The organism is Pseudomonas sp. S3_E10 (assembly GCF_054667615.1).
Window position 1 is genome coordinate 4,799,614 of sequence record NZ_CP162743.1, and the last position, 22,719, is coordinate 4,822,332.

Sequence of the window (22,719 nt, forward strand, 5' to 3'; positions counted from 1 at the left end):
GTATGGGGGCTTTGACGAAAGCTGAGATGGCGGAACGTCTGTACGAAGAGTTGGGTCTGAACAAGCGCGAGGCCAAGGAATTGGTCGAGCTGTTTTTTGAAGAAATCAGACACGCTCTGGAAGACAACGAACAGGTCAAATTGTCCGGTTTCGGCAATTTTGACCTGCGGGACAAACGCCAGCGGCCTGGCCGCAATCCAAAAACGGGAGAAGAAATCCCGATCACGGCCCGCCGTGTGGTCACCTTTCGTCCAGGGCAGAAGTTGAAGGCCCGAGTTGAGGCTTATGCTGGAACCAAGTCATAACGACGAGCTACCCGTCATCCCAGGCAAACGCTACTTCACCATCGGTGAAGTCAGCGAGCTATGTGCGGTAAAGCCGCACGTGCTGCGCTATTGGGAGCAGGAGTTTCCTCAACTCAACCCCGTCAAACGTACCGGGAACCGTCGGTATTATCAGCGCCAGGATGTGCTGATGATCCGACAGATCCGTGCATTGCTGTACGACCAGGGTTTCACCATCAGCGGCGCACGCCAGCGTATGTCCGGCGATGAAGCCAAAGATGACACCACCCAGTACAAGCAACTGATTCGCCAGATGATCTCCGAACTCGAAGATGTGCTGGTGGTTTTGAAGAAGTGATTCAGGCTTTTAAAATACTTCCACATTTCAAAAGCTTGCGGTATATTCCTGATCGCTTCGTTGCGAAGCAAACCCAGTAACACGCCTAGTCGGGGCGTAGCGCAGTCCGGTAGCGCACTAGCATGGGGTGCTAGGGGTCGAGTGTTCGAATCACTCCGTCCCGACCATATTATTCAATGACTTAGCCCAATTTTCACCGGTTGGGCTTTTTCATGTCTGCGAAAAAAACCCTACTAAAACCCCTACCGCACCGTGGGCTGTTGTGGGCCCGAGGTTTTCGCGCCTCCGTGACCTTGTCTGGTCATTGCAAACCTGGCGCCATTTGACGTATAAATTTGATCAAATGGTGGGCATGTCTATGAGCACGGCAGTTCAGTCCCACGTCTCTGACGAGTCCGTGTTCGGGCGAATGGCGCGTTTCGCGTTTGTTGGATATTCAGTTCGCATCGGAGTCCGATGCCTTGCGTATCGTGGTTGCGGGCATTTCCACCCACAGCTACAAGCGCGTCGCCAGCAAGCTGAAGCTGTCGCTGTCACTGGTGGCGCCGGAGAGCACCATCCGACGCCGGTTGAGCAGCAATGCACGCTTTAGCGAGGCCGAGTCAGAGCGGGTCGTGCGTCTGACGCATGGATGTGGCGCCGGAGGCGTTGATGGGCGCACCGCCGGCGTTGCCGGTGGGCTGGCAGGCCAATGAACCGACTTCGCAGTCGGTCGGCAACCGTTGGTTGGATGAGGGCGTGGAGTTGCTCCTGCCAGTGCCGTCTGCGTTGCTGCCGCACGCGACTAACTATCTGATCAATGCCGCTCATCCACAGGCGCAGACACACCTGAGCGAGATGCTAGAGCGGTTCTGGTTCGATAAGCGTTATCTGCGCTGACGACGGCTGGGCACAGCGAACATATTGCTGTGGTAAGGCTGCGTGCATGATTGCCCAGTGCTGCAGGACACTCCCCTGAAATGGCTGGCGTGAAGTTGATAGGCGTTGTCCCGGGCATGTCGATACTCCATTAGCACACCTGCCCTAATTGATCCTCGCTCAAGCCCACTATTAGAGTTTGAAGCGCAAGCCAATGTATTAACGATGGGAAGGGGAGTGAAGATGAGAATAAAAAATACGTCTATATGACGGCTGCAGCCTGCCTGTTAGCGACTTCAAGCGTGCATGCGTCGTTCGCCACCAGTTGCCAGGATTCTCAGCCGTGGTACCACTTCAGCATGATTGAAGCGGCAACCTGTTGGCTCTCTGGCCAATGGTAACCGGGTCGCCCCCGCTGTGGTTCGGCGGGGGAGAGCCCAAGTGATCCCGCTCAAGTCGTGCCTTTCGGGCATTGCCCTCGATTGCGCTGACTTGAGTCATCAACATTTGCTTAAAACATCTCGCTGCCTCACCTGGCCTGACGCTGCGAGCGAACCGTTGCGCCTGTGATCACGTCTGTGCGGATGGCGGACGGTTGCCCAGCGTTGTTGCGTGCATAGCTGCATAGCGCGATTGGCAGCTCTGCTATATCAAGGAAAATGCCGTCCATGGCCAGGGCGTAGCGATCGTCGTCAATATCGCCACAGGTGGCGCTGATCGACGCGTTCACGCTGTAGTAGTAATGCTGGCTAAAACCGTTGTGCTGGGTTTCCCAGGCGATGTGATAGCGGTGCTTGAGCTGTGGTGCAGGTGCCGGGTTGGTCAGGAACACCGAATGGGTGAACACATTGCGCAGCAGCGCTTCGGTCAGCGGCTGCTCGGCCTTTTGCACCCCGAGTATGCATAGCACATGCGGCCCCAGCACTGGTCCAATGGGCTGGTTGATATAGGCCTCGTCAGAGGCGGCAGCCACTTGGTAGCCCTGCGTGCGTGCGCACTCACTGACGTCATTCACGGCCTTGAATCGGTAGAACGGTTCCTGGATCGAAAACCTCAGGTTCCAGGTCGGACGGGTAACCTGGTCGGCGTCGTCACGTTGTAAATGCACATAGGGTTTCAGGTTCCACGGCTCGTCCAGCGTGATGTCAACCGCCTTGAGCTGGCAGGTCGGGGTGTCGTTACGGAAAACACCGTCTACAAAGCAGTAGTACAAGTCGTTGGCGGGATAGCTGTAGTTGAATTTCGCGGCTTCGCATGCAGAGTTGTTCTGGCAACTGTTGAGAATGTCTTTCTGAATGGCAGACGCGACCTTGCTGATGATGCTGGTGATTTCATTGGTGTTCCGGTCCAGCATCGGACTGCCGGAGCTGCCTGGGCGCAGACCGTTGCAGCGGTTGCGCAAGGCGCTGGGGAACACGCCAGGATGCTCGGCAAAACTGTTGAGGGTCGACTCCACGCAGGCGCTCATGCGCAGGCCCTTTTTCAGAAAACCGGTCGGCGCTCCCACGTTGATCACTTCTCGATTCGACGTCTGCCGCTGGGAGGCCAGCTTGAGTGGCATGATCGCACCGGCCACCAGCACGCCCAGAGATGTATCCAGTTCGAGCACGGCCAGGTCAGTGCCCGCCATGCTGCTCCAATGTGCTGTCTTGACGGCGTAAGTGGCGCGCTGTTCGGGCGTGTCATGAAAGTAATTGAAGGTCACCTCGGCGGTGAATGCCTGGCGCACGCGCGCCGTACCGTAGCTGTAGAACACACAATGCCCGGCGGTCAGCACATAAGCCGGGCCGACGGCCTTACCCTGGCGATTGAGCGTGTCGAGCAGAACGGCATTGCAGGTCTGGCCTAAGGCGTTTTTCAGTGAGCCGATGCCGGTCCATTGCGGGTACCGTTGGTTCTTATTTTCAAGTGCCACGGAAGGTGACTGTTCCGTAAGTCCCTCGGCCAGGTCTCTGGCGTGGCTGGGCCAGACAGTGCCGAGCAACAGGAAATACAGGAAGACGCAGGCGGTGTGAGTAAGCGACATAAGGGGCCTCGACAAGGAAGTCATTGATTGGCTGAAATTACCCAATCAGGCCAAGGTAGAAGACGTACATGGCTATTGCGTAACCCTTGACGCGGGTGCTGGGGGCGGGTTGACGTTGAAGGTGTGAGCGATCTCACACTGAATTTGTAGCGCCCGTCACCAATTTTGTAACTCAATGTTGGTTCGCTGGAACCCCTGGCAGCACCGTCGTATAAACGCTGATGGCAGATGTGCTTTTCGCCCACCTTCTGTGGCCGTTCAGTTCGCATCTGTGTCTGTCGATCGGAGGTGTGCGATGCGCAAGTTGATCTTCTTCACTGCACATCAAAAAATCACCTAAGCCTATGTTTTATATAGACTAATCAGCGTTTTTACGTGTCGCCAGGTTGCCCGACGAACCGCTCTTAAACCCATGGGGTGCTAGGGGTCGAGTGTTCGAATCACTCCGTCCCGACCATATTATTCAATGACTTAGCCCAATCGGTAACGGTTGGGCTTTTTCATGCTTGAAAAATACCCCCACAATTACACCCACGGATATCTTGGATCTTGGTAGCGCTGCGTGTAAGTGTAGTTGGCTCCGAATTTGGCACCGCATTCGTCCACTGTCTACTTAGCTACTTGCTGTCAAACTGAAAGCTAGCTGTGCACGGTGAGCGTACGCCTCTCCAGAGGTTAGCGAATAGCGGGCCCACCCAAAAAACTCTTCTGAAAGCAGCGCCCACTCGAAGGAACGGACCCCGGTGAATCTCAACGACACCAGTTTCGAAGAACTGCTCAACGCTTTACATGACGGCGTCTACATTACGGATGGCGACGGCAAGACGCTGAAGGTCAATCAAGCCTATGAACGTCTGACCGGGCTCAGCGGTGCGGATCTCGTCGGCCGATCCATGCAGGAGCTGGTGAAGGAGGGTGTCATCTCGCAATCGGCCACCTTGCGGGTATTGCAGGGCGGGCGGCCGGTGTCGGTCATGCAGAGCCTGAGCCAGGGCAAGAAATTGCTCGTTAGCGCCACGCCGATTCTTGACGCTGGAAGGCGGATTTCGTACGTGGTCAGTACCGTGCGCGACATGACGGAACTGCTGCGCATGAAGCATGAGCGTGATGAACTGCAACAGCTTAAACAACTGCGCAACAGCACCGCCAAACTTCATGCCGGCCAACGAGACAACCTCCTGCTTTCTCCCCTGATGGCCAATCAGGAAATGTCCGGTCGCGTTCTCTCGCTGGCCCGCCAGGTTGCCAGCAGCTCGGTCAAGGTGTTGCTCCAAGGTGAAACCGGCGTCGGCAAGACCCTCGTTGCGCAATTCATTCACAACGCCAGCCCGCGTGCCAGCGAACCCTTTCTCGCGCTCAACTGCGGTGCGCTGCCCGAGAACCTGATCGAAGCCGAGCTGTTTGGCTACGCTCCCGGAGCGTTCACCGGCGCAGGTCCAAAAGGCAAGCGTGGCCTACTGGAGCTGGCGCATCACGGCACATTGTTTCTAGACGAGATAGGTGATTTGCCATTGCCGGTGCAGGTCAAGTTGCTCAAGGTGATCGAAGAGAACCGCTTCATTCCTGTTGGGGGCCTGGAGCTGAAGGAGGTCGATGTACGCATCATCAGCGCCACCCACCATGACCTCAAACAGCAGGTGGCGCAGGGGCGTTTTCGGGCGGACTTGTATTACCGGCTCAACGTGGTGCCGATCCACATTCCGGCACTGCGTGAACGTCGGGAGGAAATCGCGCCGCTGCTGCATTACTACCTCGACCGGTTCAATGCTCGTTACGAACGCCAAGTCCAATGGAGTCTCGAGGCCCTAGACTTGATGTGCGACTACGACTGGCCCGGCAACATCCGCGAGTTGATCAACCTTGTCGAGCGGTTGGTGGTGACCAATCAGACCGGGACTGTCGAGCCGCTCGATATGCCGGAAGAGATCCTCGACCTCAATCCACCCAGCACCCCGGACGCAGGCTTGCCGCTGCGCAAGGTGTTGGAAAATGCCGAGCGCAGTGCGATTCGTGCCGCGTTGCTTGCGCACAAGACCACGCGCCTTGCGGCCAAGGCACTGGGGGTGAGCCAAGCTACCGTGGTGCAGAAAATGAAACGCTGGGAACAGTCTGATTAGGATTCTGATCGGCTCCGGATAAATCGATCAGAAAACTAATCGGCACTGACCCAAAAAAGCCCTCCTGTTTTCGTGCGAGTCGCGCAGAGCCCCATGCCGCAGGGGCTTTGCGGGTATTGGCACGCCTTTCGCTATCTCCTGTGGCACGTCTTCCAATAAAACAACATCAACTGGACGAGCCCGATGAATATCTCTGCTTTCAAAATCGCTAATAAGTTGATTACCGGACCTGGTGCTGTCGAACAGCTTTGCGCGGAACTGACGCGCCTTGAGGTCAAGAATCCGCTGATCGTCACAGACGTCATCCTAGTGAACTCCGGCACCGTTGGCCTGGCCCTGGCGCAACTCGGCGATCGCCGTTACGGCATTTTCGATCAGGTCAAACCGGAACCTGAAGTGGCCATCGTCGAGGCGTGCACCCGCGCTTATCGCGAGGGTGGCCACGACGGATTGATTGCGGTGGGTGGCGGCAGTGCCATCGATATCGCCAAGGGCGTCGCGGCGTATGCCGGGCATGCAGGTCCGCTGAGCGAACTGTTCGGTGTCGACCTGGTGAAACGCAAAGGCCCTGTGTTGATTGCCATCCCGACGACCGCCGGGACAGGCTCGGAAGTGACCAACGTCGCCATTTTTTCCGACAAGCAAGCGCAGTTGAAGAAAGGCATCGTCAGCGACTACCTGCTGCCCGACGTGGCCTTGGTCAGTCCGGCGATGACATTGACCTGTCCCCGCGGTGTGACGGCGGCCAGTGGTGTCGATGCGCTGGTGCATGCGGTCGAGTCGTATATTTCGGTGAACGCTTCGCCCATCACCGATGCCATCGCCCTGGGCGCGATCAAGCTGATCACCAAGGCGCTGCCGAAGGCTTATGCCAATCCAACCAACCTGCGGGCTCGGGAAGACATGGCCACCGCCAGCCTGATGGCCGGCATGGCGTTCGGCAATGCCGGGGTAGGGGCGGTGCATGCGCTGGCATACCCGCTGGGCGGGAGATTCAACATTGCCCATGGTGTCAGTAACGCCTTGCTGCTGCCGTACGTGATGGAGTGGAACAAGACCGCCTGCGTCGAGCGTTTTCGCGACATCGCCGAAGCCATGGGCGTGCGCGTGGCGAACCTGAACGACAACGAGGCGGCAGACCAGGCTGTCAAAGCCATGGCTGATCTATGTGCCGCCGTTGACATCCCGTCCGGCCTGCGCACTTTCAACGTGCCCGAGGATGCCATCCCGGCGATGGCGCAAGAGGCCAGCAAGATCGACCGCCTGATGCGCAACAACCCGCGCAAGCTCAGCGCCGCCGATATCGAGAAGATCTACCGCGCTGCGTATTGATCCGAAAAAGCCACGATTCCGGTGCCGCCGGAGCGTGCGCCCGCCATTACAAAACCAATAAAACAGGTGAACCGAATGTCTGACACTCCTGCGCAACGGAGCGAAAGCCCGTACATCCCGCTGGGCCCTTTCAAGGTCCGGCTGCCGTTTATCCACTACAAGATCGAGCTTCCAGATTATCTCCAGGGCTTGCTGATGTGCGCCGTGGACCTGGCTGCGATTCCGCTGATGACCGAACTGCTCGGCATGCCCTTCGAGGTCGCGCTTGCCGTCGTGATGCTCAACGGCCTGCTGTATCTCGCACACCATCTGCTCGGCGACCCGACCGTGCCGGGCTGGATCACCCCGGCAGTGCCGTTGTTGATGGCGTACTGTGCGCAGTTTCCAATGGGCCCGGAGCGTGTCCACGCGTTGATTGCCTTTCAGTTGATGCTGGGGATTTTTTCAATCGCCCTGGGCGCGACCGGAATGGCGAAAAAGGTGGTGGAATACGTGCCCTCGGCGATCAAGTCCGGGATTATCGTCGGCGCCGGCTTGAGTGCAGTGATCGCGGTGTTCCAGGTCGGCGGTAAGTTCAATGTGCTGCCCTGGACCATTTCCATTGCGGTCGGCATCGCCTTCTATTTGATCTTTTCCCAGCACTTCAATGAGCTCAAGCAACGCAACCGTTTCTGGTGGAACTTCGCCAAGCTCGGCATCTTGCCGATCGTGCTGTTGGCCGTAGTGCTTGCCCCGTTGTTCGGGGAAGCGCCATGGCCAACCCTCCAGTGGGGCATCAGCCAACCGGATTTCGCCGGCCTATGGAACAACTACACGGTATTCGGCCTGGGCATGCCGCCACTGTCGATGTTCATCTGCGCGCTGCCGACCATGCTTGCGGCGTACATCATCGTTTTCGGTGACGTCCTCAGCGCGAAGTCGCTTCTCGACGAAGCAGAAACCGTCCGCACTGACGAAGTCGTCGACTACAACGCCGACCGCGCCCACCTGATCTTCGGTGCGCGTAACGCGTTCATGAGCATCTTCGGCCCGGACGTCGCCATGTGCGGCCCGAAATGGGCGGCGATGCTGGTGGTGGTAATCGAGCGTTTCAAAGGTGGGCCGAAAGCGATGCAGTCAATCATCGGCGGCGTCGGGTCGTTCCGCTGGGGCACCAACAGCGGTCTGCTGCTGTTGCCGGTCGTGACATTGGTACAGCCGATTCTCGGCGTTGCCCTGTCGCTGACGTTACTGATCCAGGGTTACGTGAGCGTGCGCCTGGGCATTCTTGAAGCCAAAAGCCAGCGCGACCTGGGTATCGCCGGCGTGATCGGCGCGGTACTGGCGATCAAAGGCGCGAGCTGGGCATTCGGGATTGGCGTTGTGTTGTGCTTGCTGATCTATGGCAAAAATTTCTTCAAGGGAGAGGTGGATGGGATATTTACCAAGGACCTGAAGGCTGCGCCTGTTAAAGATGCTGAGTCGGCCACGGCTGTTAAGCGGGGATTAGAAGAACCTATAGTTGAATGATAGGCGTAGCCGCTCACTGACATGAACATCCATTTAAAAACGTGTCGTCATTAAGCGAGCGCTTTATTGGGTTTTTGTGTGCTCTGATTGATAGGGAAGCAAGGCGCACGGGTGTGCGCTTAATAACCACTGCAACTAAAAAGGAAAAACTATGACGACTTCAGTTCCTACTATGGAAGAACTATTGGGCGATGCTCCTTCTAATTGGGGCAGATGGGGCGCGGAAGATGAAGTTGGCTCTCTGAATTACCTGACTGCGCAGGAAGTCATGCGCGGGGTTGCGCACATTAAGACCGGAAGCGTATTTACCTTACAACGGATGATCGGCGATCCTGCTGGCGATCCAGTGTGGCCAGGCCGTACCCCGGCAGAACGTACGATGGTTCTTGATGAGTCGAGTTGGGACAATGATCATGGCCCTTGTTATCCGGGCGGCTTGCACTACGCGGATGACAAGATCGACGCGTTCCTGCAAGGATCCACGCAATATGATGCGCTTGGCCACCTTTGGTACGGCGGAAAAATATGGAACGGGTACGACGCGCGAACAACAGTGGGCGGCCTCGACAAGGCCAGTGTCGCACCTATCGGCGAACGAGGAGTCGTCGGGCGCGGAGTATTACTGGATATGGCACGGCATCGCGGTAAGCGCATGCTGGATAAAGGTGAGACGTTCACTCATAGGGATCTTGAGGCGTGCGCAGAGGCTCAGGGCCATTCAATCGAGCCTCACGATATCCTGATTATCAGAACCAACTTTCTTCAAGCGTTCTATGAGCAGGGCGAAGCGTTTTATGACGGTTTCTGCGAACCAGGCCTTACGTATTCGCAGGAACTTGTTCAATGGTTTTATGATAAGGAAATTCCAAACCTTGTCACCGATACCATCGCCAATGAAGTGACGATAGACCCCGTATCAGGCGTGGCGCTGCCTCTGCACTGCGCTTTGATGCGTAATCTCGGTATCGCCTTTACGGAAATCTGTAACTTGGAGACGCTGGCTGAAAGTTGCGCTAAAGATGGGCAGTACACTTTTCTTTATGTGGCTGCACCGCTCAAAGTGCACCGCGCGACCGGGTCGCCGGTTAATCCGGTTGTGATCAAATAGTCATTTATGCTGGGGCAGTTTAATCCTGCCTCAGCATGATTGAAGCGTTGATATAAAGGTACTTGCCCAACACGTTATAACCCTGGCCGCAGGCAAAGAACAGCCCGTGATCGGTGTGCCTCAAACAACCCCCGTTGGAGCGTTGCCTACACGGGCAACTGCACATCGCCACGATGCACGATGTGCACTTTATTGCCATCCGGGTCGCGCAGGTAGGCGCCATAATATCCGTTTCCATAATGTGGGCGCGGTCCTGGCTTGCCCTCATCAATACCTCCAGCGCGAAGGCCAGCGGTATAGGCCGCATCGACTGCCTCCGGATGTGGCGCGGCAAAAGCCACCATGCTGCCATTTCCCGCGGCGGCCTTTTTAAGATTGTAGGGGCAGTAAACATAGAAGCGAGGCAGGGGATGGTCGGGGTTAACCCAGCATGCGGAAGGTGGCCCTCCATCAGGGCTTACAACCCGACGGCGAAGGCCCAGGGGAGTCAGTACCGCTTCATAGAAGGTAGCGGCCCTATCGAGATCGTTTGTCCCTACGGTGATATGACTGAACATCCTGTATTCCTGCTGACAAAGACGAGGCGTTATCGTGTCATTTTGTGGGCTGCCACGTATAGCCGGTGTTGTGTGGAACTGCGAGAGCGAGTCTCGGCCAGGCAATCGCAGGCGTGAAAGCCCCCACTCAGTACTGCGCTGCGATTACCTGGGCCAGTTGCATGTCAGACATCAGTGGCGATGGGTAGGTGGCGCGATAGTAGTGAGACGCCTGCTCAAACTGAGCGCCGCGGATCTCACCATCAGAGCCTACAAATGCGAGCGCATCGCTCTTCGCTTTCTTCATCATTGATGGGCCATAAACGGTAAACGCTGTCGTCCCGCCGAGGATCATAGTGGGGACCAGGGTGGTAGCGGACAACGCTCTCTCGACCGGATTCTCGACGTACCACGCCATAGCGTCAGCGCTGATCGATAGCGTGATAACGGCTGTCAACGTCTTCCATAAACCCATTCTTCGATGCATCCATTGCGGTCAGAGGGCGCCACGAGATTAACGGGCATGACCAATAAACTAAAGTGAGCGCCTGCCTATTGGATTTCCGAGGCAAGATACTTGGCTTCAAGATCAAGAAGCTGACGGCTCCTGTTTTTTATACGCTTGGCCGGGACCCCAAAGTAGATTCCCCATTCCTCGGTCGACTTTGTGACCATTGACATAGCCCCAACAGAGCAACCCTCAGCCAGGTTTACACCGGGAAGTACGATGGAGTGGGTGCCAATAATGACGTGCCGACCAATATAAATGGCGCTCTTGGTTTCGGCCTTGTACTCGTTGGGAACGGTTGGATTGGTCAGTGTCTTTCCTGAATAGTCATCTGACTGAGCAAACACTTGGCAGCCATAAGCCAGTCCAGAAAAGTCTTCCATCGTCACACCTGGCTCGCCGCCGGCGACGTTGCTGAACACGGCAATGTGAACGTTACGCCCAAGTGTTACTGTCCCCGAGATCATGCAAAAGTCGTCGATTCGAGTGTTATCGCCAATTGAAATTCTGTCGCAGTTGTAGAGAGAGGCTTTATCGCTGATCTTTACATTCTTGCCGAGATGCTTGAAACCCATTTCCTTTAACTGAGCCTCTGTCAGAAATGCCATGTTGTTTTCTCCTCGGCGAAGTTAAAAATTGCCACTTTATACAGGATGAAAATGCTGAGCGCGAGCAGGTCGATGTGTGTGGTTGCACGCGCGAATATCTCGTGTGCCGGCGACCTATCAGTCTTTGGAGACTTTAAGAAGAGTGCAGACAGACCGGCCTTTCAGCAGCGCGCCCGGCGCCGTGATTGTTGTTTCTAGCGACACCTACTCTGCTATGGTGGCGCTCCTCTGATAGCAACGGAAGCCTCGAAGAATGGACTCATGGAAGATCCTGGCCATATCCGCAATGGTGTTGATCAACACGCCGGCGGTGTCCGGCGAAAACGTCAACCCTGTCGCTGCGGGGTTTATGATCACGACGTTCTTGCCAACCCTGGTGATTGGAGGCCTCACCTCCCTCACGACCGAGCCGCCAACGGTCTTCAAATCAGCCAAGACCGATGCGCTGGCGTTCATTGGCTCTGATGGTGAAATTCGTGGGGCACAGTTCGAGCAGGCTTCGCGGCACTATCGTTCCACCTATTCCCCACCGCTGATGTCGGATGCACAACTTGCCCAGGCGATAGCTTTGTCCTTCTGACGCTGCGCCGCGATTGAAAACGCCTTCCAAAGACACGCGCGGCGTGGCCAAGGCGGGTGCCATCTCTGCGTCCACACCGGGGGATCACAACGCCAAAGGGTTGAGTAAGGCCGGGGCGTCGGTTTCAAAAAAATCTCACTGATTCGCGACGTCTGCCGCACGCGGCTTTGAGCAAACGGGCGCCCTGTAAAGAGCGCCCGTTTTCATTTATTTCCCTCGCGCTCGCAAGCGTGGCCGCCGGCAAAGTCGACATTGGCCTGGCGCAGCGCGTCACTGCGCGCCCAGCGACACCCACCCCGCCAGGGCCACCAATGCGGTATTCAAGCAGGCCAATGCAAAGCCGAAGCGCACCAACTGACCTTCTTCCTCCGCGGTGGTCATTGGTCTCTGAATCGAGGTTGTTTTCGGTAAGTTTTTCTCACCCCCGTCGCTTCTGTGTACCCCAGGTGCAGCAGTGCGACTGCGTTGTTTGCCCAGTGCCCCAACGTGAAGTGGTTCAAGACCCTGCTGGCGCTGGACCGGGTCAACGTCGGCCTGGAAACCCCAGTGGGTTGAAAAATAATCGTCGAAGCCTGTCCCTTTTTTTCACCTCGCCTGTCATTCCAGGCAAGTGAATAAAATCGAGAGTTTCCTCCCATGCCCGCCGTCCTCCCCCTGCGCTTGCGCCCGTTGCTCAAACTGAGCCTGATGCTGAGCCTCAGCGCCAGCCCACTGTTCGTCCCTTTCAGTTTTGCCGAAGACAGCGCCGCCCGGCGCAGCTACCAGGTGCCGGCCGGCAGCCTGAGCGCGGCGTTGACCCGGTTTGCCGGGCTGTCGGGGGTCAACCTGTCGGTGGACCCGGCGCTGGTCAGCGGGCGCAGCAGCAGCGGTCTGACCGGCGAATACGGCGTGGAGGAGGGCTTCGCGCGCCTGCTGCAAGGCTCCGGCCTGCAACTGCAACCCATGGGCGCGCAAGCCTACACGCTGGTGCCGGCGCCGCAGGGCAGCAGCCTGGAACTGGCGCCTACCGCCATCCTCGGCACCACCGGCCTGTACGATGGCGATACCTATGCCGGTGGCCAAGTGGCGCGCCGTGGCTCGCAAGGTTTGCTGGGCACGCGAGACTTCATGGAAACGCCGTTCAGCATGACCACCTACACGGCGGACGCGGTAAAAAACCAGCAGGCACGTACCCTCGGCGACCTGATCGCCAGCGACCCGTCGGTGCGCGCCACCAACCCGGCCGGTGGGCGCTATGAGCAGTTCACCATTCGAGGCTTCAGCCTGTTCAACAGTGATGTGTCGTACAACGGCCTCTATGGCGTACTGCCGACCTACACCATCGACATGGAAATGGCCGATCGCGTCGATATCTTCAAAGGGCCCACCCAGTTGATCAACGGCATCTCGCCGCGCGGCAGCGTGGGCGGCGGCATCAACGTGGTGCCCAAGCGCGCCACCGACAAGGACATCACCTCGTTCACCGGCACCTGGGCTTCCGACAGCCAGGCGGGCGGCGCGGTGGACGTCGGCCGACGCTTTGGCGAAGACAATAAGTTCGGCCTGCGTTTCAACGGCGTGAAGCAGTCCGGCGATACCGAATGGGACCACCAGAGTGTCGACCGCGAGATGGCCGTGCTGGGCCTGGATTTTCGCGGCGAACGCCTGCGCCTTTCCACCGACATCGGCCGCACCGAGCGTGACACCGATGCCCCGCAGGAGCGTGTACAAGTGGCCGCCGCCGCACCGGTACCCAGCGCCAACGATGTGCGCCGCAATTACGCGCAATCCTGGAGCAAGGCACGCACCAAGGACACCTTCGGCACGGTGAATGCCGAATATGACCTCAGCGATTCGGTGATGCTCTATGGCGGTGTCGGCGCGCGCAAAAGTAACCATGAGTTCCTGCGCCACGCCGTGTCGGTGGCCAATGCGGCCGGCGCGTTCAGCGTGCAGCCCCGGGATTTCACCCGCGATGAAAACGTGCAGACCGCCACCGCCGGCGTGCGCAACTGGTTCCACACCGGGCCGGTGAGCCATGAGGTCAACCTGGCGGCCAGCTACTTCTACATGGACTTCACCAACGGCGGCGCACGCTATACCAATTCGACGAGCAATCTGTACAACCCGGTGCAAACCCCGACGCCGTCTACGATCACGCGCCGGGACGCGAAGGTGTACACCGAGAACAAATTCAGCGGCGTGGCACTGTCCGACACCCTGGGCTTTTTCGATGACCGCCTGTTGCTCACCCTCGGCGCGCGCTGGCAGCGCGTGGCCGTCGACGACTGGAGCGATGGCATCAAGGGCGACACCAACTACGACGAAGAAAAGGTCTCTCCGTCGGGCGGGCTTCTGTTCAAAGCCACCGACGCGCTGTCGCTGTATGCCAACTACATGGAGGGGTTGAGCCAGGGCAAAATCGCACCGTCCACGTCGAAAAACGAAGACCAGATCTTCCCGCCGTTTATCAGCCGCCAGATGGAAGTGGGCGCCAAGTACGACGCCGGCGCCTTCGCCGTAACCGCCGCGGTGTTTCGCATCAAGCAGCCGGCTTACGAAACCAACGCCACCACGCAGCTGTTCGGCCCCAACGGCAAGCGCCAGAACACCGGTGCGGAGCTGAGCGTGTTCGGCGAACCGCTCAAGGGCATGCGCTTGCTCGGCGGTGTGATGTATATCGACAGCAAGCTCAAGGGCACCACCAACGGCACCTTCGACGGCAACCGCGCCCCGGCCACGCCCAAGTACAACGTCAACCTGGGTGCCGAATGGGACGTGCCGACCTTCGAAGGCCTGACCCTGACCAGCCGCGGCATCCACTCCAGTTCGCAGTACCTGGACCAATCCAACGTCAAGCAAATCGATGCCTGGAACCGCATCGACGTCGGCGCGCGCTATGCCTTCAACGTGGACGACAAACACATCACCTTGCGCGCGAATGTGGAGAACGTCGCCGATAAACGCTACTGGAGTTCGGCGGGCGCGTCGGATGACAGCGAGCCGGGGCTGACCTTGTCGACGCCGCGCACCTATCTGCTGTCGGCCACGGTCGACTTCTGACCGATGTACACAGGCCAAATCAGCGGGTGATCGAGCGGCAAAGTGCCTAGGCGCACTTCACCGCCAGCACATAGGGGCGTGCGGCGTACGCCTGCATCGCAAGGCAGCGTCCCCTATCGCGCAAGGCTGAGCTTTATTTGCGGCCCCCCGTCAATTTGGATAGGGTGCAACCCAGCCATCAAGGACTTTCTCATGAGCGATCTGCCCCCCAAGACCCGCCGCGCGCCCAAAGGTGAAAAACGCCGCGAAGAGCTGCTGGACGCGGCCTTGCAGGTGTTTTCCCTGGAGGGCTACGGCGGCGCTTCAATGGCCCAGGTGGCCGGGATAGTCGGCATTTCCGTGGCCGGGTTGCTGCATCATTTTCCCAGCAAAATCTCGCTGTTGATGGGCGTGTTGCAGCGGCGCGATGAGGTCAATCAACGGATTGCCGATGAAGTGCGCGCAGAGAAATCCCTCAACGGTTTGCTCGGCAGCCTGCGGGCGATCAATCGTTCCAATGCCACGGCGCCGGGCGTGGTGCGGGCATTCAGTATTTTGAATGCGGAGAGTCTGTTGGATACCCACCCGGCGTGGAGTTGGTTCCAGGTGCGCTACGCGGCGATTCACCAGCGCCTGCAGGGTCAGTTCGCCGAACTGGTCGCGGCCGGAGAGGTGCGCGGCGATGTCGACATCGCCGGGCTGGTGGAAGAAATCCTGGCCATGATGGATGGCCTGCAGATCCAATGGCTGCGCTTTGCGGAACAGGTGGACCTGGTGGCGCGCTTCGATACCTACCTTGCGCGGGTCGAAGCGGCAATCAGAACCTGAGCCGAACACCATTCAAATGTGGGAGGGGGCTTGCCCCCGATGGCGGCGGGTCAACTGATACACCTGTGACTGACCCACCCTCATCGGAAGCAAACCCCCTCCCACCCTAGACCGCGCCAGCATCAGTTACCGGCAGCGCTGCCTTGGCTGCTGTCGTAACCATCACCGTCACCGGTGCCGCTGTCACTTTCATCCTGATGCAGTACGCCGCCGGTCTTGACCGTGGACTCACGCAGGGTCGAATTGAGGGCCGAGCGCGGCAATGGGTTGCTGGTGGTGGTCGACAGTTCCTGGCGGAACGGGTTGACCAGCCTGGCGTTCAGGCGAATGTCCTGGGACGAGGCGCCCACCGACAGAGTGAAGCTGTCGGCGTCCACCACCCATTGCTTGCGCTTGACGTCGTAGTAGGCCAGTGAGCGATCGTTGAGCTCGATCGTCACGCGCTTGCTCTCGCCAGGTTTCAGGAACACCTTCTTGTAGCCTTTGAGTTCCTTGAGCGCGCGCTCGACTTTCGGCGCGTTCTGGCCCACGTACAGCTCGGCGACTTCGGCGCCCGCCACCTTGCCGGTGTTGGTCAGGTCGAACGACACCTTGATCGGCGCGCCCGCCACCGCGACCCCTGGGGTCACACTGATGTTGCTGTAGCCGAAGGTGGTGTACGACAGGCCGTAGCCGAACGGGTAGAGCGGCTTGATGCCTTTTTTCTCGTAACCGCGATAGCCCAGGAACAGGTCGTTCTTGTAGCTCATCGTGGCCAGGGTTTCCTGATTGTCGAATGTCGGGAAGGTCGCGTAGGTCGGGTTGTCTTCGATGTTGCGCTCAATGCTGATCGGCAACTTGGCCGATGGGTTGACCTTGCCCAGCAGGATCTCCGCCAACGCCTGGCCGCCGTTCTGCCCTGGGTAGAACGCATGCAGCGCGGCCGGCACCTGGTCGATCCAGTCGCTCATCTTCAGCCCGGTGCCGCCGTGCAGGGTGACGATGGTGTGGGGGTTGACCCTGGCGATGCTCTGGATCAATTGGCCCTGGAATTCCGGCAGGTCGAATCCGTGGTCGAAGCCTTCACCTTCGTACTCATTGCTGTTGCCTGCGGCCACCAGCACGGCGTCGTACTTGGCCAGGTCCTGTGGCGCAACCAGCGACGCCCAGCTCATCTGCACGCCCACCAGGCCGCCCATGGTCGAGAGGTAGCCGTTGCGGCGCGAATAGTCCAGCTTGATATCGACCGGTTGGCCGGCTTGCAGATTGACCTTGGCGAACACCGGGATGGTCGGCGGAATGCTGTTGTTGGGCAGTGGTTTGCCGTCGCCGTTGTCGAGGACTTTCTGGCCGTTGACGTAGAGGCGCACGGCACCGTCGGCGCGTACCTTGAACACCTGCTCGCCGCTGACGGTCGGGGTGATTTGGCCGCTGTAGCGGATCGAGGTGGCGGCGGTGTCACCGTTCACCGGCAGGCTATCGGTGGACCAGTCCAGGTCGACATGGTTGTCGGTGCGGCTGGCGGCCGGGTCACCGGACCAGTTGCTGTTGCTGAAGAACTCAGTCTTCAAGCCTTTGACACGGTTGCCATTGCTGTCGGCATGGGTCCAGCTGGAGCTGGCCGGGTCCAGGGACAACCCGTCGATAAACTCGACCTTGGCCCCCGGCGCCAATTGCCGCAGGCCGCTCAGCTCGCTGATGTAATTGGCCGCCATCACGTTCGCGCTGCCGAAACCGGTCGGTGGGGCGTACTTGGCCAGGTTGCCGACCACCGCGATGATCTTGACCTGCTTGGCGTCCAGCGGTAACAGGTTGTTCTGGTTCTTCAGCAGCACAATGCCTTCGCGCGCCGCGTTCAGGGCCACGCGGTTGCTGGTGGCGCTGTTCATGTTGTGGCGGGTCAGCGGCGCCTTGCTGTCGAACGCGTACAGGTAGATCTGCTTGAGGATGCGGCGCACCTTGTCATCGAGAGTCGCGCTGCTCAGCTCGCCGCTGTCCAGGTACGGCTTGAGCACCGTGCTGTTCATCTGGTAGCCCATCATGTCCAGGTCGGTGCCGGCCTGCGCCGCCGGCAAGCCGTTGACCACTGCGTTGTAGTCGCTCTGTACGAAGCCTGGGTAACCCCACTCGGTCTTCAGGATGTCGTGGATCAGGTGCGCGTTTTCGCAGGCGAACTCGCCATTCACCTTCTGGAAGGCGCACATCATCATGGCGACTTTGCTGTTCTTCGAGGCGGACTCGAACGATGGCAGGGTCATCTCGCGCAGCACCCGCTCGCTGATGCTTTCATCGAGGTGGAAGCGGTTGCTTTCCTGGTCGTTGGCCGCGTAGTGCTTGGCGTTGGCCCACACCCCGCGCGACTGGATGCCATTGATCACCGCCGGCCCCAGGCTGGCGCCGAGAAACGGGTCTTCACCGGACAAGTACTCGAACGCACGGCCGCTGTACGGCATGCGGTACAGGTTCATGCCGGGGCCGGTGACGAACTGATACCCGCCGCTGGCGGTGTCATAGCCCAGGGCGCGACCCAGGTCAATGGCGCGGCGCGGGTTCCAACTGGCCGCCAGGTTCGGGCCCGACGGATACACCACGCCCTGGTCGTTGCCTTCGCTGGTGTAGCGCACGCCGACGCCGCCATCGGCGCCGTGGATCTGCGGGATGCCGTACCGGCTCAGCGGCTTGACGTCCCAACCGCCGGTGCCGCCGATGTAGGCGAGTTTTTCTTCCATCGTCATCTTCGCCAGGGTGTTATCCGCGGCTTTTTCCGCACGGTTCACCCGGCCTTCATCCAGCGCAGGGCTGGTGGCTGCCTGCACGTGGGACACGGCCAGGGCCAGCAGGGCGAATGCCGACTGTGCACCGATCATCTTGCGTTTACTCATGGGGTTCTCCGACAACTCTTCGTTGAGAAATGCGACGTCACGCGTCACTTTTTCGTGGGCAATAGTTCACCTTGATCGCAATGTTTAACCGATGGCTAATTGCAATTACTTGGCGGATTTTTCAGTTATAAAAGTTTAATAATTGTATTGATTGTTCTTGTGGGTAATGTCTTGGCGATATCACGAGATGGCAGTTTGAACCGCTAAAGCGGCATAATTAGGGCAATTATTGCGACAGTAAGTCAAATGAAAGCTAATTTTTGCGCGAAATAAGAAATATTTCATTACGATTTTGAACTTAGTCTAAACCTACCAGTCGATTGGTTTAAGAAATTAAAGGGCGGCATGTCAAAATAGTGGCTCCGTCCGGTAGTTCTAAAAGGCCATGTTTTATACAAGCTGTCATACACAACGCTTTGGTGTAGGGTCTTGAACGCATTCAGGGCGCTACTTGAGCGGTCCGTTGTTTTTTTGTCTGGAGAATGTTCATGAAGATGTCCCTGTTGGGTGCCGGTTTTGTGCTGGGCGTTGCATTGAGTAGCGCGGCCATGGCGGCTGAAGCCACCGACGCTGACGCCAAGTCCGGCGCCACCGATTCCACCGTGCTGACCCAGGCCCAGGATGCCAAGGCCGCGAAAAAACAGAAGGCTGAAACCACCAAGGGTGGGCGGCCGTTGACTGGCAGCAGCGAGGCCGCGCCGAAGACCTCCAACTAACGGGGAAAACGCGATCAAAAAGTGGGAGGGAGCAAGCCCCCTCCCACAGGGTTTTCCACCGTCCTTAGAACATAGCCCCTCAGACAGTCACCCATGCCCAGCTCCTCAACCCCCATCGATGCCTGCCAACTGCACATCCCGCACACCGAACAGGTCTGCGCGTGGCTGATGCGACACGCCGGCTTGAAAACCGTTGACCTGGAGCGCGCCCGGCGCTTGTCCCAGGAGTCTGGCGACAGCCAATTGCTCGGCCTGTTGACCCGTCTCGGGCTGGTCCCCGAAGTGGAGCTGGCTCGCGCCTGGGCCGATCTGCTCGGCGCGCCGCTGTTGTTGGCGGAAGCCGCGCCGCCCTTGCTGGACCCATTGCCGGCCTTGACCGAGCGTTTCATGCGCCACTATCAAGTGGTGCCGGTGGGCTGGAGCCACGGTGGCCTGCGCGTGCTGGCGGCCAACCCTGCGCTGGTCTATCCGTTCCAGGCCATGGCCTATGCCTGCGGCGTGCCGGTGTGGCTGGCGGTGGGTCCGCGCAACGAAGTCGAAACCCTGATCGAGCGTTACTACGGCCAGGGCCGTTCGGCCATGGGCACCCTGATCGAAAACCTCGACGAGCAGGGCGGTGCGCTGGAAGACATCGAACACCTCAAGGACATGGCCTCCGAAGCGCCGGTGATCCGCCTGGTCAACCTGATCCTGCAGCGCGCCGTGGAACATCGTGCCTCGGACATTCATATCGAACCCTTCGAAAACCAGCTCAAGGTGCGCTACCGCATCGACGGCGTGCTGCACGAGGCCGAGGCGCCGCCATCCAGTTCGTCGGCGGCGGTGATTTCACGGGTAAAGATCATGGCGCGCCTGGACATCGCCGAGCGGCGCCTGCCCCAGGACGGGCGCATCATGCTGCGCATCCAGGGCAAGGAGCTGGACTTGCGCGTGTCCACGGTACCGACCAGTTTTGGCGAATCGGTGGTGATGCGCCTGCTTGACCGCCAAACCGTGCAGTTCGATTTCCAGAGCCTGGGTTTCGATGGCCGGCGTCTCGAAACCTTCCTTGAAGTGCTCGAACGCCCCCACGGCATCCTGCTGGTCACCGGCCCCACCGGCTCGGGCAAGACCACCACGCTGTACACCGCGCTGTCGCGCCTCAACACCGCCGAGCGCAAGATCATCACCGTCGAAGACCCGGTGGAATACCAGCTCGAAGGCATCAACCAGATCCAGGTCAAGCCGGCCATCGGCCTGGACTTTGCCGGGGCACTGCGTTCCATCGTGCGCCAGGACCCGGACGTGATTATGATCGGTGAAATCCGCGACCTGGAAACCTGCCGCATCGCTATCCAGTCTTCCTTGACCGGGCACCTGGTGCTCTCGACCCTGCACACCAACAGCGCGGCGGCGAGTATCACGCGCCTGCTGGACATGGGCGTGGAAAGCTACCTGATCGCCTCGACAGTCAACGGTATCCTCGCCCAGCGCCTGGTGCGACGCCTCGACCCGGCCACCCGAGAGGCCTTTGAGGCACCGCCGCCATTGATCGCCGAACACGGCCTGGATCGCTTTACCGACCAGCGCCCGATCCTGCTCTACCGCCCCCGCGCGGATGCGCCGGGCGGCGGCTATCACGGGCGCAGTGCGATCACCGAATTGCTGGTGATGAATGACGAACTGCGTAGCCTGCTGATGCGCCAGGCCGACGCCGCCACCCTCGAACAGGCCGCGCGTCGCGGTGGCCTGCGCACCTTGCATGAAGAGGGCCTGCGCCAGGCGGTGGCCGGCGTTACCTCGCTCGAAGAAGTGCTGCGCGTCACCCGTGGTGAGGGCGCATGAGTCTGTTCAAGTACCGCGCCCTCGACAGCCAGGGCCAGCCGCAAAACGGCTCCCTGGAGGCCAAGGACCAGGACGCCGCCGTCGCCGCGCTGCACAAGCGCGGGTTGTTGTTACTGCACATCGATGCGGCCGGCGCCCAAGGGCTGCGCAAGGCGTTTGGGCGAGGCCAATTGACCGGCGCGGCGCTGGTCAGCTTCACCCAGCAACTGGCGACCCTGCTGGGGGCCGGCCAACCGCTGGAACGCTCCCTCGGCATCCTGCTCAAACAGCCCGGCCCGCCGCAGACCCGTGCGTTGATCGAGCGTATCCGCGAACAGGTCAAGGCGGGCCAGCCCTTGTCCAAGGCTCTGGAAGAAGAGGGCAGCCAGTTCTCGCCGCTGTACCAGAGCATGGTGCGTGCCGGTGAGGCCGGCGGCGCGCTGGAAAACACGCTGCGCCAACTCAGCGACTACCTGGAACGCAGCCAGTTGCTCCGAGGCGAAGTGATCAACGCTTTGATCTACCCGGCGTTCCTGGTCGTGGGCGTGCTCGGCTCGCTGGCGCTGTTGCTGGCGTATGTGGTGCCGCAGTTCGTGCCGATCTTCAAGGACCTGGGGGTGCCGATCCCGCTGATCACCGAAGTGATCCTGGGGCTCGGCCAGTTCCTCGGCGCTTATGGCCTGGCGGTGTTGGCCGGGTTGATCGTGACCGTCTGGAGCCTCGCCGCGCGGCTGCGTGATCCCCAGCGGCGTGAACGCCATGATCGACGTGTGCTGGGCCTTCGCGTGATCGGCCCGCTGTTGCAACGGGTCGAAGCCGCGCGGTTGGCGCGCACCCTGGGCACCTTGCTCAGCAACGGCGTGGCCCTGCTGCAGGCGTTGGTCATCGCGAGACAGGTTTGCACCAACCGCGCCCTGCAAGCGCAAGTCGCGCAGGCCGCCGAAGCGGTCAAGGGCGGCGGCACCCTGGCCGCCGCCTTCGGCAGCGAGCCATTGCTGCCGGACCTGGCCCTGCAAATGATTGAAGTCGGCGAACAGGCCGGTGAACTGGACAGCATGCTGCTCAAAGTCGCCGAGGTGTTCGACGTCGAAGCCAAGCGCGGCATCGACCGCCTGCTCGCCGCGCTGGTGCCGTCCCTGACCGTGGTCATGGCGGTGCTGGTGGCGGTGATCATGCTGGCGATCATGCTGCCGCTGATGAGCCTGACCAGCAATATATGAACCCTCAAGGAAGCAAACCGATGCGTCAGACCCGATTCAAACCCGCCCGCCGCCAGGGCGGTTTTACCCTGTTGGAAATGCTCGCGGTGATCGTACTGCTGGGCATCGTCGCGACCATCGTGGTACGCCAGGTCGGCGGCAATGTGGACAAGGGCAAGTACGGCGCGGGCAAGGCGCAACTGGCCAGCCTGAGCATGAAGATCGAAAGCTACGGGCTGGACGTCGGCTCGCCGCCCAAGACCCTGCAACAGTTGGTCGACAAGCCCGGCAACAGCGCCGGCTGGGCCGGGCCATACGCCAAGCCGTCGGACCTCAAGGACCCGTTCGGTCATGCCTTCGGTTATCGCTTCCCCGGTGAGCACGGCGCGTTCGACCTGATTTTCTACGGCCAGGACGGCCAACCCGGTGGCGAAGGCTACGGCGCCGACCTGGGCAACTGGGAATAA

Annotated in this window: 20 protein-coding genes and 1 tRNA gene; 16 read left to right on the plus strand and 5 right to left on the minus strand. The window is 59.6% G+C overall.

What is annotated here, in order from left to right:
* The first annotated feature begins 2 nt into the window (after positions 1-2).
* The 5 genes from ihfA (at position 3) to AB4N98_RS22075 (ending at position 1,521) form a co-directional block, all read left to right on the plus strand.
* Positions 3-305, plus strand: a complete 303-nt coding sequence (gene ihfA, locus AB4N98_RS22055) for an integration host factor subunit alpha (protein ID WP_002553164.1) — start codon at positions 3-5, stop codon at positions 303-305.
* A complete protein-coding gene (locus tag AB4N98_RS22060; protein ID WP_003174972.1) occupies positions 286-642 on the plus strand; it encodes a MerR family transcriptional regulator in 357 nt (118 codons plus the stop codon). The genes ihfA and AB4N98_RS22060 overlap by 20 nt, the downstream gene beginning before the upstream one ends.
* Before the next feature lie 90 nt (positions 643-732).
* Positions 733-809, plus strand: a tRNA-Pro gene (locus tag AB4N98_RS22065).
* A gap of 294 nt (positions 810-1,103) precedes the next feature.
* The gene (locus AB4N98_RS22070; protein WP_175404198.1) at positions 1,104-1,337 is read left to right on the plus strand and encodes a hypothetical protein; all 234 of its coding nucleotides are present in this window, start codon (positions 1,104-1,106) and stop codon (positions 1,335-1,337) included.
* Positions 1,270-1,521 (plus strand): RES family NAD+ phosphorylase, encoded by a 252-nt coding sequence (locus tag AB4N98_RS22075; protein ID WP_139113494.1) that lies wholly within the window; start codon positions 1,270-1,272, stop codon positions 1,519-1,521. Before AB4N98_RS22070 ends, AB4N98_RS22075 begins: the two co-directional genes overlap by 68 nt.
* 508 nt (positions 1,522-2,029) lie before the next feature.
* On the opposite strand, the gene AB4N98_RS22080 is transcribed toward AB4N98_RS22075, so the two are convergent.
* Positions 2,030-3,526 carry a trypsin-like serine peptidase gene (locus tag AB4N98_RS22080; protein WP_065877630.1) on the minus strand — a complete coding sequence of 499 codons (1,497 nt, stop codon included), beginning with the start codon at positions 3,524-3,526 and terminating at the stop codon, positions 2,030-2,032.
* A 743-nt stretch (positions 3,527-4,269) separates the two neighbouring features.
* On the opposite strand from AB4N98_RS22080, the gene AB4N98_RS22085 reads away from it, so the two are divergent.
* From AB4N98_RS22085 to AB4N98_RS22100, 4 genes are all read left to right on the plus strand, one after another.
* Positions 4,270-5,643: a sigma-54 interaction domain-containing protein gene (locus AB4N98_RS22085; protein WP_460148914.1), complete on the plus strand. Its 1,374-nt coding sequence runs from the start codon at positions 4,270-4,272 to the stop codon at positions 5,641-5,643.
* A 183-nt stretch (positions 5,644-5,826) separates the two neighbouring features.
* Positions 5,827-6,975: an iron-containing alcohol dehydrogenase gene (locus tag AB4N98_RS22090; RefSeq protein ID WP_068933789.1), complete on the plus strand. Its 1,149-nt coding sequence runs from the start codon at positions 5,827-5,829 to the stop codon at positions 6,973-6,975.
* A gap of 75 nt (positions 6,976-7,050) precedes the next feature.
* Positions 7,051-8,484, plus strand: a complete 1,434-nt coding sequence (locus AB4N98_RS22095; protein ID WP_017528216.1) for a hypothetical protein — start codon at positions 7,051-7,053, stop codon at positions 8,482-8,484.
* A gap of 151 nt (positions 8,485-8,635) precedes the next feature.
* Complete coding sequence (locus tag AB4N98_RS22100) at positions 8,636-9,592, plus strand: cyclase family protein (RefSeq protein ID WP_020379909.1); 957 nt, start codon at positions 8,636-8,638, stop codon at positions 9,590-9,592.
* Positions 9,593-9,738: 146 nt separating this feature from the next.
* Here AB4N98_RS22100 and AB4N98_RS22105 read toward each other — a convergent pair whose 3' ends face one another.
* The 3 genes from AB4N98_RS22105 to AB4N98_RS22115 all read right to left on the minus strand — a co-directional run bounded on the left by AB4N98_RS22105 (position 9,739) and on the right by AB4N98_RS22115 (position 11,244).
* Positions 9,739-10,149 carry a VOC family protein gene (locus AB4N98_RS22105; RefSeq protein WP_135196121.1) on the minus strand — a complete coding sequence of 137 codons (411 nt, stop codon included), beginning with the start codon at positions 10,147-10,149 and terminating at the stop codon, positions 9,739-9,741.
* Between the two features lie 127 nt (positions 10,150-10,276).
* Positions 10,277-10,603, minus strand: a complete 327-nt coding sequence (locus tag AB4N98_RS22110; RefSeq protein WP_017528219.1) for a DUF2388 domain-containing protein — start codon at positions 10,601-10,603, stop codon at positions 10,277-10,279.
* A 77-nt stretch (positions 10,604-10,680) separates the two neighbouring features.
* Complete coding sequence (locus AB4N98_RS22115; RefSeq protein WP_068937397.1) at positions 10,681-11,244, minus strand: acyltransferase; 564 nt, start codon at positions 11,242-11,244, stop codon at positions 10,681-10,683.
* Positions 11,245-11,497: 253 nt separating this feature from the next.
* Here AB4N98_RS22115 and AB4N98_RS22120 point away from each other — a divergent pair, with 253 nt between their 5' ends.
* The 3 genes from AB4N98_RS22120 to AB4N98_RS22130 all read left to right on the plus strand — a co-directional run bounded on the left by AB4N98_RS22120 (position 11,498) and on the right by AB4N98_RS22130 (position 15,673).
* On the plus strand, positions 11,498-11,824 hold the full coding sequence (locus AB4N98_RS22120; protein WP_026067284.1) for a DUF2388 domain-containing protein: 327 nt from the start codon (positions 11,498-11,500) through the stop codon (positions 11,822-11,824).
* Between the two features lie 636 nt (positions 11,825-12,460).
* Positions 12,461-14,866 (plus strand): TonB-dependent receptor, encoded by a 2,406-nt coding sequence (locus AB4N98_RS22125; RefSeq protein WP_267864589.1) that lies wholly within the window; start codon positions 12,461-12,463, stop codon positions 14,864-14,866.
* 192 nt (positions 14,867-15,058) lie between these two features.
* Positions 15,059-15,673: a TetR/AcrR family transcriptional regulator gene (locus AB4N98_RS22130; protein WP_065877620.1), complete on the plus strand. Its 615-nt coding sequence runs from the start codon at positions 15,059-15,061 to the stop codon at positions 15,671-15,673.
* A 122-nt stretch (positions 15,674-15,795) separates the two neighbouring features.
* Here the strand turns inward: AB4N98_RS22130 and AB4N98_RS22135 are convergent, their stop codons facing one another.
* Entirely contained in the window at positions 15,796-18,534 is a 2,739-nt protein-coding gene (locus tag AB4N98_RS22135) for a beta-glucosidase (RefSeq protein WP_460148915.1), read from the minus strand.
* Between the two features lie 488 nt (positions 18,535-19,022).
* Here AB4N98_RS22135 and AB4N98_RS22140 point away from each other — a divergent pair, with 488 nt between their 5' ends.
* From AB4N98_RS22140 to gspG, 4 genes are all read left to right on the plus strand, one after another.
* Positions 19,023-19,250, plus strand: coding sequence for a hypothetical protein (locus tag AB4N98_RS22140; RefSeq protein WP_017528227.1), 228 nt, complete (start codon positions 19,023-19,025; stop codon positions 19,248-19,250).
* Positions 19,251-19,343: 93 nt separating this feature from the next.
* A complete protein-coding gene (gene gspE / locus AB4N98_RS22145; RefSeq protein ID WP_068937399.1) occupies positions 19,344-21,074 on the plus strand; it encodes a type II secretion system ATPase GspE in 1,731 nt (576 codons plus the stop codon).
* Positions 21,071-22,273: a type II secretion system inner membrane protein GspF gene (gspF, locus tag AB4N98_RS22150; RefSeq protein WP_137219787.1), complete on the plus strand. Its 1,203-nt coding sequence runs from the start codon at positions 21,071-21,073 to the stop codon at positions 22,271-22,273. The genes gspE and gspF overlap by 4 nt, the downstream gene beginning before the upstream one ends.
* A 20-nt stretch (positions 22,274-22,293) precedes the next feature.
* A complete protein-coding gene (gene gspG / locus AB4N98_RS22155; RefSeq protein ID WP_017528230.1) occupies positions 22,294-22,719 on the plus strand; it encodes a type II secretion system major pseudopilin GspG in 426 nt (141 codons plus the stop codon).